Origin of the sequence: Prevotella sp. PTAC, assembly GCF_013166535.1 — a bacterium.
Classification (GTDB): domain Bacteria; phylum Bacteroidota; class Bacteroidia; order Bacteroidales; family Bacteroidaceae; genus Prevotella.
Genome location: NZ_JABKKK010000006.1, coordinates 104,777 through 118,144, shown reverse-complemented (window position 1 = coordinate 118,144; position 13,368 = coordinate 104,777). Strand labels below are relative to the sequence as shown.

The following is a 13,368-nucleotide window of genomic DNA, read 5'->3' as shown; positions in this document are numbered from 1 at the left end:
ACCTAAACAATTTGGGTGAATAAAAGTTATTCTAATAAAGATAACAGAGGTTCGAGAAAATCTGCGTATATTTGCAAGTAAAATTGTAAGTATATGGCTGAAACAGAAAAATCAGAAATAAATCCCAAAGGAAGCTCTGACCCCAAAGAGAACACACGAAGCATAATTGCAATGATATACGTCTGTGCGTTCTTTGGTGTTATCTTAATCGTTTTTGGAGTAGGAGTATATAAATGCTTTAAGGTGGATGAGTTTAAGGATATGCTCGTAACCGTTTCGGGTGTATTATCTGGACCTCTTGGCTTTATTGTTGGTTACTATTTTAAGGCATCAAAAGAATGAATACATATTTTGTTACATACACATTGGATGACCAATCAAGCTATACAGCCCTTAGTAGGCGACTAAAACGCTATCCGAACTGGGCCAAATTATTTGCCCGTGCATGGATTATCAAAACAACAAGGTCATCGAAACGAGTGAGAGACGAACTAATTGAGGCAATTGACGGCAAAGGGCAAATAGTAGTTATCAATATAACAGACTCCGCATGGGCTACATATCGTATAAATGAAGATATGCTTGACTGGATGAAAGAAAATATTTGAGGGCTTACTTTTATAGTAGGCTCTTTTTATATGACCAAAGTCCGTATTCAGGTCTGTGAGTGGAAGTTCTTACACCAAAATCATATTCGCAGACATTCATAAGACCTTTATACGGATTTGGTTTTAGTGATTATTGCTATAAAAATAACATAAGAAATTGTTTCATAGCCATTTGGATAACTCACCGTTTTTTCGTAACTTTATGTATAAAGCGATGAAAAAATGAGTGAAAATTACAATCTTTTCTACTTTTTCAAGCAGTTTCCCGATGAGGACGCTTGCAGAAAGTATCTTGAAAAACGCAGATGGGGCAATACTCCCGTCTGTCCGCATTGCGGCAACGCACAAAAGGTTTACCGCTACAAAAACGGAAAGACTTTCAAGTGCGCACACTGCGGTAAACAGTTCAAGGTCACTACCGGCACGATTTACGTTATTTTATTTCAAAATTATAATCTCACCTTTTTCTTACTTCCCTTACTTTCATTCTGCATGCGGTCTAACGCCGTTACGACATATGTATATTGCGTCTTTCCGTCATCGTATGGCAATTTATAATATGTATCTGTCGTTATCGCCACAATCTTCGTGACATCGTCAATTACCACTTTCTCATTTCGGGCAAATCTGTATACCACATATTTAACAGCCTTGTCTTTCCAGTTCTTGCCCTTAGGCTCAGTCCAGAACAAAACGTATCCGTCTTTTGTCCACACCGGTTTCAGCTTTTTGACTTTCTTGGGCGCCTTACCGTCTATAAAAGGCATCCTCGGTTGAAGAGCCGGATATTTCCAATATACATCGCGAAGCATCGTACCGTAATTGCCCACGTTATCCACCACTGCCTTGGCATACCACAAAACAGTACCGTTCACGTTGTGCATCTGTTTGTGCAAGGCATATTTGGCCGGCATCTGATTACGGTTTTTATCATTCAAATCCGGATATTTTGCCGTGCGCTCCACGTCTTCTCCGATATATAACGGACGGTTTCCAGAATGCTTGTTCCACCATTTTATCAATGTCTCGTAATCGGCGGTCGGATGACCTATCTGCCAGTAAAGCTGCGGAACGCAATAATCCACCCAACCGTTGTTCACCCACAGCAACACGTCGGCATATAAATCGTCGTAGTTTTGGAGTCCTTTCGTATCGCTGCCGTTCACATCGTTAGCCTTGTTACGGTATATTCCGAACGGAGATATTCCGAATTTCACCCAAGGCTTTATGCTCGCAATGGTGTCGTGCAGTTGCTTTACGAACAGATTGACATTGTATCTGCGCCAATCTCCGATATTGCTTATTCCGTTAGAGTGCTGACGAAACAATTGTTCATCGGGTATTTTCTCTCCTGCCGCCGGATATGGATAGAAATAATCATCCATGTGAAGACCGTCTATATCATACCTACGCACGATATCTCCAATAACCTTGCATATATAATCTCGGTTTTCCGCCATGCCGGGATTTACGATAAACTGGCCGTCATACGCAAACACACGCTGAGGTGCGGTCACCGCAATATGGTTGGAAGCAAGCACTGTTGTGGTTTTAGTCTTGGCCCTGTAAGGGTTTATCCATGCGTGCAGTTCCATTCCACGGTTGTGACACTGTTCCACCATCCATGCCAACGGATCCCAATACGGTTGAGGCGCTTTACCTTGTATGCCTGTCAGAAATCTGCTCCACGGCTCATAAGGACTTTCATACAGGGCGTCACATTCCGGACGAACCTGAAATATGATTGCATTAGCACCGTCTTTTTGCAGCTCGTCAAGCTGATATGCCAATGTCTTTTTCATCACCTCGGTGGGCATTCCGAGAAACTGGCCGTTCACACACTGTATCCATGCGCCCCGAAACTCACGCTTCTGTTGTCCGAACGCCATGACAACAGCGACAAAAACAAATATGACAGATATTAAGATCTTTTTCATTCGCTCAGATATTTATATATTTCAGATGTCCAGTCTGCTCCGTTTTTCGGGCAAAACGTTTTCACTCCGAGGCGTGCGGCAGCCTCGATATTACGCGGTCCGTCGTCAACGAATAGCGTTTCTTCCGGTATTATGTTCTCCGTTTCAAGCACATGGCGGAACAAACGCTCATCCGGCTTCATCACTCCACACTTATAACTCATATACATCGCGTCCATGTAGTCAGCCAAAGAATGCCCGTTGCCATCGAAAGCATCGCTGAGCGCCCAACTCATTAAAAAAGGGTTTGTGTTCGACAGCAGCACGATGCGGTAACCCTCACCGCGCAAACGCCGAAGTGCGGCAAGATTACGTTGCGGCAGGTCTGCCACATATCCCATCCAACCGTAAAGACACTGTTCCATCGTTACTTCGTGCCCGATTATCTCACCGAGTCCGGCACGAAACCGCTCGGCGTCTATCTCACCTCTTTCCAATGCCCCGAACAGTCCCGACTGTGTATATTGGTCAAGCCGTCGCCCAGCATCGGTCAACCCTATTTCCTTGAAGCGTTTAACGGCCTGCGGCTGATCGAGAGTGATTATCACTCCGCCGAGGTCGAACAATATAGTTTTTATCTTACTCATTAATTTCGTTTATTATGCTTTTTCACCTGTCAATCAAATAAATTCAGTCTTTTTCGACGTGCCTCTTCAAGGGAAACGATGTCACTCTGCCCCTTACTGTGTTCCGCTCTCAGACTCTCGTACCTGTCTTGAAGTTCTCGTCCGAACCCCACGGTCTCTTTCTTGTTTACGAGTTTAGAGGCCACGATGGCGTTTTGAGAGGCATCTTTCATCCATACTACCGGGCCGCCATACACCGGAGCCACTTTCAAGGCAACATGCAGCTCACTCGTGGTGGCGCCGCCTATCATCACCGGAATATCGAGTCCGGCACGCTCCAACTCACGAACCACATTCACCATCTCTTCCAGGCTCGGTGTTATAAGTCCGCTAAGCCCGATGATATCCACACGCTCGGCTATTGCTTTCTTCACTATCTGCTCTGCAGGCACCATAACCCCCATGTCGATTACCTCATAGTTATTGCATGCCATGACCACTCCCACTATATTCTTACCGATATCATGCACATCGCCCTTTACAGTGGCAAGCAAAACTTTACCAGCCTTGCCACAGCCTTCCGTCTTTTCCTTTTCTATATAAGGCCGCAATATCGATACGGCATGCTTCATTGTCCGTGCCGTTTTAACGACCTGAGGCAGAAACATCTTACCGCAACCGAACAACTCCCCTACGGTGTTCATTCCGTCCATAAGCGGTCCTTCGATAATATTCACGGCACGGGGATATATTGAAAGAGCTTCTCTCAAATCTTCTTCAAGATAGTCGCCGATACCTTTTATCAACGCCGTAGAGAGACGGTCTGCCACAGGTTCCGCTCTCCACTCTTCTCTATTCCGCTCCATCCCACCGACATCCTTCTCATTTACCGTGCCTCCTGCGGTATCGGTCTCTGCTTTTATGGTGGCGGCAAGTTCCGTCAACCGCTCGGCGGCATCATGCTTTCTGTTTAGAATCACATCCTCTATTATTTCGAGCCGGTCGGCAGGAATATCACCGTAAACAACTTTTGTCGCCGGATTTACTATACCGAAATCCATACCTGCGCCAATGGCGTGATAAAGAAAAACAGCATGCATGGCTTCACGTATATAGTTGTTGCCGCGAAACGAGAAAGAAAGATTGCTCACACCGCCGCTAACATGCGCTCCTGGCAGATTGCCTTTTATCCATGCAGTGGCTATGATAAAGTCTTTCGCATAGTCTGCGTGCTCTGCCATGCCTGTAGCAACGGCAAGCACATTGGGGTCGAAAATAATATCGTGAGGATTCATTCCCACCCTTTCGGTCAGTATCTTATATGCACGTGCGGCGATCTCAACACGACGCTCGTAGGTCGTGGCTTGTCCGCGCTCATCAAAACACATCACTACCACAGCCGCTCCGAAGCGACGCACATCGCGCGCATGCCCAACAAACACCTCTTCTCCTTCTTTAAGAGATATGGAATTGACGATACACTTTCCCTGTACGCACTTCAATCCGGCCATAATGACATCCCAGTCCGATGAATCTATCATCACCGGCACACGGGCTATATCGGGTTCCGAAGCTATAAGATTGAGAAAAACGGTCATCTCGCCGCAAGCGTCGATCAGTCCGTCGTCCATGTTTATATCTATGACCATGGCACCGTCCGTCACTTGCTTGCGGGCTATGGATATGGCCTCGTCATATTTTTTCTCTTTTATCAATCGCAAAAACTTGCGAGAACCGGCAACATTGCACCGTTCGCCAACATTGACAAAGCGTACGGCCGGAGTTATCTCGAATGCGTCAAGACCGCTTAGCCGCATGGTTTCAGACATAGCCACCGGTATGCGAGGTGACTTGCCGGACAACAATGGAGAATAAAGTTCTATGTATTTTTCCGTCGTACCACAGCATCCGCCAACAATGTTCACCAGCCCCTCATCTATAAACTCGCCTATCCGGACAGCCATCGTCTCCGGTGTCTCGTCATACAGTCCCATGCTGTCGGGCAGTCCCGCATTAGGATGCGCACTGACATAAAAAGGAGCTTTGCCGGCAAGTTCACGCAGATAGGGTTTCATCTGGCTTGCGCCGAACGAGCAATTAAGGCCTACCGAAAATATGGGATATGAACTTACACTCGCCAAAAAAGCATCGAGCGTCTGGCCGCTGAGTGTGCGTCCAGCCAAATCGCTAATCGTGACAGACAGCATTATCGGCAAATCCACTCCCCGACCGCCCATCACCGTCATGGCCGCGTCTATCGCTGCCTTGGCATTGAGAGTGTCAAAGATTGTCTCTATCAGTATTATGTCTGCCCCACCCTCTATCATTGCGTCCGTTTGCTCGATATAGGCGTCAAGCAGTTCGTCGTAAGCAAGTTCACGCGCGGCAGGATTGCCGACATCAGGACTCATTGAACAGGTCTTGGTCGTCGGGCCTACCGATCCCGCCACAAACCGCGGTTTGTCCGCCGTAGTATACTCATCGGCCACCCTACGGGCTATTCTCGCTCCCTCAAGAGCCATCTCACGGCAGCAGTTTTCAAGCCGATAATCCGCCTGCGATATTCGCTGACTGCTGAAAGTGTTTGTGGTTATTATGTCGGCTCCGGCAGACAGATACTTGCGGTGTATGTCTTCCACAATGTCAGGGCGGGTGATGTTCAGCACATCGTTGTTTCCTTTCATCATTATCTCCGCACCGGCAAACCGCTTTCCACGGAAATCTTCCTCCGCAAGGCCATACTGCTGGATCATGGTACCCATCGCACCATCCAGCACAAGTATCCTGTCTTTTACCACTGTGTCTATCCTGCTCATCGCCATTCCTGCTTGTAGTAGGTCAATAGTGCTTCATGGCACGGTCCATGTCACGCCTGTCTTCCTTTTCTTTCAGGGTCTGGCGCTTGTCAAATTCTTTCTTTCCCTTGCATAGGGCAATATCCATCTTGGCACGCCCATGCTCGTCAATGAACACAAGAAGCGGTATTATCGTATATCCGGTCTGTTTCGTCGCGCTCTGCAACTTCTGTATCTCCTTCCGGTTTAGCAACAACTTTCGGTCCCGCTTCATCTCATGATTATTGTACGAACCATAGAAATACGGGCTTACGCTCATGCCTTTCACCCATATTTCCCCGTCGTGTATGAAACAAAACGTATCCACCAGTCCGGCCTTACCCATCCTGATGGATTTTATCTCCGTTCCCGTAAGCACGATACCGGCAGTGTATGTCTCAATGAAGAAATACTCAAATGCCGCTTTCTTGTTACGTATGTTTACAGGACTTTTCTTCCTTATCAGTTCTTCTTCCTTATTCATTGCTGATTGTTGCGAATTGTTCTATGTGCTCATCCACGTATCGAGCCACCTCGGCTGTATAACGTTCCTCGTTCTCGACAAAGTTATCATCCATGTCATCAAACTCGGGATGAGCCTCAAACATTGCCATAAACTCCTCATCGGTACATTCGCGCTCTATATCTGCCTTGTGAGCATTATACAACGTATGTGCATCGTATATCAGACGGGAGAGGTCTCTCATTCCCCATATCCTCAGAACCTTGGCAAACGGATTTAGGAATATGAAGCCGCCGTATCCGTTGTGTATCAACTGGACAAAGCCGCCGTCCATCACCTCATCTCTCAGGATGTGATAAGCGAGCAGCGTTATCTGTTCGGTGTTAAGCTCACGCATGGTCTCTGCCGTCACCTCACCGCCTATAGCGTCCATTATCCCGTCATGAAACACTTTCAGAAAAGCGTCCATACCCTCTCCCGCCGCACGGCGCAGGTCGGAGTCTTTCACTATTACTTCTTTCATAATCTCGGCAAAGATAGTGAAATATAACGAAAATATAGTAAAACGACACCAAATATTTTAGACCCGCATAAGGATTTTGACTGACGCTTATCACATGTATTTCCGGTTTAAAACCAAATTCGACCATTCGCATTAAAAAAGATGCGTTTCCGCTATAAATACAAAAGTCTATTTTGAACAGCTTTGTAAATAATATTCACACCAAATATCAATATATTGCAAATGCATATTTATGCAAAAACATACATGGTAAGTATAAGCTGGCTTTGAAAAATGACAGAAAACGAACTGACATCCGATTTACTTAACGTTAATGTGTCGTAAATACAGGTCATTTCGCTGTTAGCAGCCCGTCACCTTGCATTAGGATACCCGTTGCATTGCATTTAGCGGCTAAATGGAAAGCAACGGGACGCTAAACGCAACACAACGGATATGTAAATACAGAGGTGTAAAAAGCGGAAATGCATAAATATTCATCGGTATATAAACGGTTTGCGGGACTTCATAACTGTATGAAGTCCCGCAAACACAAAATTAAGAATATACCTGAATATAGTTGGAAACCGGTAAAAACGGTATCTCAAACCGAGAAAAGATTGTTTTTGTCAAATTTCACTGTTACCAACTTTTGCATAAACATGCAACAACGAGAACGACAAGTGTAATAAAAATATCAGATTATTCATAACGGCAAGCATTTTATTTTCTACAAATTTATACCAAAAACAAGCGAAAAACAAATCTTATCACGATACAGTTGCCGATATACAATTAAAGAAAAACACTGAGAAGGCTGTTAAAAGAAACCGCCACCATGATACTGTTACCCGCGTCAGAACTTCCAGTTTATACCTCCCATGAAAGTGGCTCCCGGCATTGGGAAACCGACATTAACCTCATATTTCCGTGCCAGTAAGTTCTCACCGCTCAGCCACATGCTTAGCCCCGAAGTTATCTTTCGGCTAACGGATATATCGAGCAGACAAAAATCCTCTTTCGCCTCATTCTCTCCAACCTCGGTATAAAGCCTGCCCACATACATCAAACCGGCATTCACAATCCACTTGCCGTCATGATAGTCGGCACCGAAAAAACCTTTATATCCGGGAGCGGCAAGCACCGGATTCTTCATTCCGAGCACACTATGGTTGGTGACAACCGACAAACGGCCGTTAACCCTGTAAGACAGATCCGCCTCAACACCCCAATTCTCTATCACTCCACTGTTTCTATTTCGCGGCCGGCCGTTTTCATATACTGTCTCGATGATGTTGTCACCGTCAATGTAAAACAGGTTTACCCCGTATGTGAGAGCCGCAGCCCGCAAACGGTGCTTCCACGACAGTTCGTAGTTCGTCAGTCTCTCGGGCGAAAGACCGGTGTTTGAAGGCGGATAGAGATACATCTCTTTCATCGACGGATTGCGGAATCCCTTGCTTACCATAGCTTTAAGCTCTCCCGAAGCCATAGGGCGAACCACCACACCGCCCTGCGGCACCCACTCCGTGCCCGTCACAGAGTGATGGTCGGCACGTATACCGGCATCTACTGTAAGCCACGGAGTGATGTCCTGCCTGAAATCCGCATAGGCCGCTATCTCATTTCGATACGATTTGCCACTTTGTTTGTTGGGAGTGTCAAGCACTTCACCTGTTGCTTTCGATGTATAATAAGCATAACCGTATATATGCTGATAGTCGGCACCCACGGTCAGGCGGTTGCCGGCGAAAAGGCGCACGCTCTGATACAACGAGACACCGGTGAGAGCGTCTTTCGAGCGGAAATGGCGCAACGTGGGATTATCAACACTTCCGGAACCGTCGTCTACCTTATGACGACCGAAATTCGTGAACACGCTGATAGCGCCGCTCGTGCGGTTATAATGGTTCTCAACGGCAACTGTCGCCAATCCGCGCGTTATCCACTGGTCGGCGCCATAAAGCGGCGTGTCGACACGCCCCGGATTGGATGCGTTGAAATGGGTTATATCAGTATTGAAATACGCGTTCCAGTGGGTGTTGAAATCATAGCTGAACCTCACATATCCTCCATATCGCTCAAATCCCATGTCAGGACGGTGATTATCCGAACGTCCGTATTGTAATGCCACGGTGCTCGTAAACCGTCCGCCGCGAACACAGTTTGACACATCGGCCTGAAACGTGCCGTAGCTTCCGGCACCAATGTTGACCTCGCTGCGCACTCCATCGCCATGCATGCCTCTGGTGACGATATTCATCACACCTCCCATGGCATTCGAACCATAAAGCACCGATGCCGGGCCGCGCAAGACCTCAACACGCTCCGCCATCATGGTATGATAGCTGTCGCTGATCGTATGCCCGTAAATACCCTGATACTGCGGATGCCCGTCTATAAGCACAAGCATCTGCCCCGCGCCTCCGCCAAGCCCGCGCAGACTTATTCCTCCAGCCGCGCCTCCGCTCACACCATATCCCATCATGGCACGACTCGTGACAAAAAGGCCTGGCACTTGCCTCATCACCACGGGCAAGACAGACGACTGATGGCTCTCTTCAAGTTTATCGCGCCCGACAACAGTCACTGTCATGGGCAGATGTCGCACATCAGCGGCATTACGTGTGCCTGTTATTACGACATTGCCAATCCCCACTATACTGTCATTATGCGCATAAGCCGCACAACAGGATGTGAAAACGACGACCGATATAATAGTCTTTCTCATTACGAAATGGTTTATAACCGTTAATATACGGCTGCAAAATTAATAAATAATACACTAAAAGCCGTTACCTTGATTACGGATTATACTACATGGATTACACTTCGGAATATCAGAAACCCATATTCAATCACATTGATGAATGACATGAAACAAACACACCGACACCGCGCCACATGCCGCACAGGGGAACACAATGAAGTTAATAGAGTAAAAAAGAATAGCATCTTATAGGTATTTTTCAAAAAGATTTTATTAATTTTGCAAATGCTAAGTAGCAAATATTTATTATTCATTTTTACATAAACATTAGGGAATATGACTTATTCTAATGAAGTCAACAACATGTGCGTTGTTGCAAAAGGTCCCAACCACGGACCCGCTCCCATTCCTGAAGAAGGAAAATGGATTCAGGCAAAGGAGATTAAAGACATCTCGGGTTATACCCACGGTGTGGGTTGGTGTGCGCCCCAGCAGGGTGCCTGCAAACTCTCTCTGAACATCAAGGAGGGTATCATCCAGGAGTGTCTGGTAGAGACTATCGGTTGCACGGGTATGACACACTCTGCCGCCATGGCATCCGAAATCCTGCCGGGAAAGACCATCCTCGAAGCACTGAACACCGACCTTGTTTGCGACGCAATCAACACAGCGATGCGCGAGTTGTTTCTCCAGATCGTATACGGCCGCTCACAGAGCGCATTCTCTGAGGGAGGTCTCGTAATCGGTGCCGGTCTTGAAGACCTCGGAAAAGGCCTGCGCAGCCAGACCGGTACGCTCTACGGAACGGTGGCAAAAGGTACACGCTATCTCGAACTGACGGAAGGCTACATCACAAAGATGTTCCTTGACAAGGACGACCAGGTTTGCGGCTACGAGTATGTACACCTCGGCAAGATGATGGAAGCCATCAAAGACGGCATGGATGCCAACGAGGCTGTGAAGAAATTTACAGGTTCTTACGGACGCACCACCGCCGAGCAGGGAATCGTTAAGACTATTGACCCACGTAAAGAATAAGGAGGACACAGAATATGATAAGAAAAGTATCATTCGAGAGCTACGAGCGTCGCATCGACCAGGTGCTGGCCGCTCTGAAAGAGAACGGAATCGAGAGCATCGAGGAAGCAAACGAGATTTGCGAGAAAGCCGGCGTGGATCCTTATCAGATGTGTGAGGACACACAGCGCATCTGTTTCGAGAACGCAAAATGGGCATACGTATGTGGCGCGGCCATCGCAATAAAGAAAGGTGCCAAGAATGCGGCTGAGGCAGCTGAGGCCATCGGCATCGGCCTGCAGAGTTTCTGCATTCCCGGTTCTGTTGCCGACGACCGCAAGGTAGGTATCGGTCACGGTAACCTCGCAGCCCGCCTGCTCCGCGACGAGACCGAGTGCTTCGCTTTCCTCGCAGGTCACGAGAGTTTCGCTGCTGCCGAAGGCGCCATCAAAATCGCCGAGAAAGCAAACAAGGTACGCCAGAAGCCGCTTCGCGTCATCCTAAACGGTCTTGGCAAGGACGCAGCCATGATCATCAGCCGTATCAACGGTTTCACATACGTACAGACCAAGTTTGACTACTTCACAGGCGAAGTCAATGTGGTAAAGGAAACTCCTTACTCTGACGGTCCCCGCGCAAAGGTTAAATGCTATGGAGCAGACGATGTGCGCGAAGGTGTGGCTATCCTTTGGAAAGAGAACGTGGATGTATCTATCACAGGTAACTCCACAAACCCGACACGCTTCCAGCACCCCGTTGCCGGTACATACAAGAAAGAGCGTGTGCTCGCCGGCAAACCCTACTTCTCGGTAGCTTCCGGTGGAGGTACCGGCCGTACACTGCACCCGGACAACATGGCGGCAGGTCCCGCATCTTACGGTATGACAGACACACTGGGCCGCATGCACAGCGACGCACAGTTCGCAGGTTCATCATCAGTACCCGCACACGTAGAGATGATGGGCTTCCTCGGCATCGGCAACAACCCGATGGTAGGTGCTACGGTATCTATTGCCGTTGAGGTTTCACTTGCGTTGAACGGTAAATAAACCGCAACAAAAGATTTATATCCAATAAAAATCTCCCGTCATTGATATTGATGACAGGAGATTTTTTTATTTCCCATGACAGCATACGATTGGTAAATGACCGCCAAATAGATATCAAACAACCCGGCATTTACATCGTTTTTATCGTAAAAACAAAGTTTTTTACCGGACAAAGACAACTTGATTGATATTTTTCATAACTTTGCGCTTATTGATTAAATACACGAAATCATTTTATAACCAACCGATAAGAATTCATTTTAATATCGGATTAGATTAACCATAATATACAAGAATGGCAAAGATACTTTTTCTGCTTCTCTGTTTTGTTCTCCCTCTAACAATCAGGGCACAGAACGCAGACGAACGCATCGGCAGATTTATGAGCGAGAATCGCTGGTTTGACCTCGCACGGGAATTGAAAGTAACACCTATGGATTCCGTTACGCCTTTGCTGCACCAAATGGCTGTCGCCATGACGCATCATTATTTCAACCGCCCGGATTCTGCATGTATTGTGTTAGGAGACTTGCTGAACAACAATCAGCAAGAGTTAGGATCCAACACCCTGGGCATGGCGACGCTAATGGGTATAAATCTGGCTCGAACAGAACATTACGCCGAGGCCGCCGGACTGATACAGAGTCTCTACGACCAACTGACCGCACAAAACGTGGACAGCACTCAGACAGAAAACTATCGTGTATTGGCACAACAATATAAGACTTACGCTTCTTACGGAGAAATTTGTAAACCGCTGCACTCAACGGGTGAATACCGCATTCCCATGATTATAAACAACGAAACGGAACAGCACTCGCTCAATATCGACAGTAGAATTAACGGAAATGAAACCCGGCTACTGTTCGATACGGGTGCAGGGGTAAATATTATCTCCTCACAACAAGCAAAAGAATACGGTTTTCACCTTTTGGATGCCGGCATGCCTATGATGGGTATCGGGATGCAACAAGGACGATATGCCTTGTGTGACACCTTACGCATTGGCGGAATGGCATGGGCTAACGTACCCTTCTTTGTGGTAGATATCCAAACAGGCAACACAAATGCTGACAGTATATGCAAAGACATACCACCGGTAATCGGACTTCCAATCATGCTACGTATGAAAGAAGTGCAGTTGGACTTCGCTAACCGAGAGTTTATAATACCCGCCACACCTACACCAAATCCGCTGCATGAAAGCAATCTGCTACGGACAGACGGTGAAAATCTGCGTTTGGCCGCCACCGATAAAGCTGGGAATCCGCTTTGCTTTCATTTCGACACAGGCTGTTATTACACTACTTTGTTGCCCAAATGGTATAACAGCCACAAAGTCGAGGTCGAAAACACGGGCATGCCCGACTCCTTACGTATGGCCGGCGTGGGTGGCGTGTCTATCACCCGTAGTTACGTTTTACCCCAAATGGAGTTCCGCATAGGAAACGGTTTCATTGTCCTTGACTCTGTAAATGTGAATACCGGTATAGATTTGAACACAGGACAACTGAAAAACACTGCCTATCTGAACCGTGAAGAAGACGGAACAATAGGTTTGGACTTACCTGAAAAGTTTTCACGTGTTATCATAAATCTTAAAGATATGTATTTAGAAGCGATACCATATCAATAACATCCGA

12 protein-coding genes are annotated in these 13,368 nt (G+C 47.0%); 6 read left to right on the top strand and 6 right to left on the bottom strand.

What is annotated here, in order from left to right:
- Window positions 1-93 precede the first annotated feature (93 nt).
- The 3 genes from HPS53_RS05985 to HPS53_RS05975 all read left to right on the top strand — a co-directional run bounded on the left by HPS53_RS05985 (window position 94) and on the right by HPS53_RS05975 (window position 1,166).
- Complete coding sequence (locus HPS53_RS05985) at window positions 94-342, top strand: hypothetical protein (protein WP_172205070.1); 249 nt, start codon at window positions 94-96, stop codon at window positions 340-342.
- A complete protein-coding gene (locus HPS53_RS05980) occupies window positions 339-608 on the top strand; it encodes a hypothetical protein (RefSeq protein ID WP_172205067.1) in 270 nt (89 codons plus the stop codon). The genes HPS53_RS05985 and HPS53_RS05980 overlap by 4 nt, the downstream gene beginning before the upstream one ends.
- Window positions 609-830: 222 nt before the next feature.
- The gene (locus tag HPS53_RS05975) at window positions 831-1,166 is read left to right on the top strand and encodes a transposase (RefSeq protein ID WP_253942832.1); all 336 of its coding nucleotides are present in this window, start codon (window positions 831-833) and stop codon (window positions 1,164-1,166) included.
- Here HPS53_RS05975 and HPS53_RS05970 read toward each other — a convergent pair.
- The 6 genes from HPS53_RS05970 to HPS53_RS05945 form a co-directional block, all read right to left on the bottom strand.
- A complete protein-coding gene (locus tag HPS53_RS05970; RefSeq protein WP_172205064.1) occupies window positions 1,058-2,545 on the bottom strand; it encodes a glycoside hydrolase family 10 protein in 1,488 nt (495 codons plus the stop codon). The two genes, HPS53_RS05975 and HPS53_RS05970, sit on opposite strands and share 109 nt — an antisense overlap.
- Entirely contained in the window at window positions 2,542-3,171 is a 630-nt protein-coding gene (locus tag HPS53_RS05965; RefSeq protein ID WP_104368695.1) for an HAD family phosphatase, read from the bottom strand. The genes HPS53_RS05970 and HPS53_RS05965 overlap by 4 nt, the downstream gene beginning before the upstream one ends.
- A 29-nt stretch (window positions 3,172-3,200) precedes the next feature.
- On the bottom strand, window positions 3,201-5,966 hold the full coding sequence (gene metH, locus HPS53_RS05960) for a methionine synthase (protein WP_172205061.1): 2,766 nt from the start codon (window positions 5,964-5,966) through the stop codon (window positions 3,201-3,203).
- 22 nt (window positions 5,967-5,988) lie between these two features.
- Window positions 5,989-6,468, bottom strand: a complete 480-nt coding sequence (gene smpB / locus HPS53_RS05955; RefSeq protein WP_172205058.1) for an SsrA-binding protein SmpB — start codon at window positions 6,466-6,468, stop codon at window positions 5,989-5,991.
- Window positions 6,461-6,970 carry a DMP19 family protein gene (locus HPS53_RS05950; protein ID WP_104368693.1) on the bottom strand — a complete coding sequence of 170 codons (510 nt, stop codon included), beginning with the start codon at window positions 6,968-6,970 and terminating at the stop codon, window positions 6,461-6,463. The genes smpB and HPS53_RS05950 overlap by 8 nt, the downstream gene beginning before the upstream one ends.
- A gap of 835 nt (window positions 6,971-7,805) precedes the next feature.
- Window positions 7,806-9,680 carry a TonB-dependent receptor gene (locus HPS53_RS05945; protein ID WP_172205055.1) on the bottom strand — a complete coding sequence of 625 codons (1,875 nt, stop codon included), beginning with the start codon at window positions 9,678-9,680 and terminating at the stop codon, window positions 7,806-7,808.
- A gap of 315 nt (window positions 9,681-9,995) precedes the next feature.
- Here HPS53_RS05945 and HPS53_RS05940 point away from each other — a divergent pair, with 315 nt between their 5' ends.
- From HPS53_RS05940 to HPS53_RS05930, 3 genes are all read left to right on the top strand, one after another.
- On the top strand, window positions 9,996-10,697 hold the full coding sequence (locus HPS53_RS05940; protein ID WP_104368691.1) for an iron-sulfur cluster assembly scaffold protein: 702 nt from the start codon (window positions 9,996-9,998) through the stop codon (window positions 10,695-10,697).
- A gap of 14 nt (window positions 10,698-10,711) precedes the next feature.
- Window positions 10,712-11,725: a GGGtGRT protein gene (locus HPS53_RS05935; RefSeq protein ID WP_172205052.1), complete on the top strand. Its 1,014-nt coding sequence runs from the start codon at window positions 10,712-10,714 to the stop codon at window positions 11,723-11,725.
- Between the two features lie 295 nt (window positions 11,726-12,020).
- Window positions 12,021-13,361: a retropepsin-like aspartic protease gene (locus HPS53_RS05930; protein WP_172205049.1), complete on the top strand. Its 1,341-nt coding sequence runs from the start codon at window positions 12,021-12,023 to the stop codon at window positions 13,359-13,361.
- Window positions 13,362-13,368: the final 7 nt, after the last annotated feature.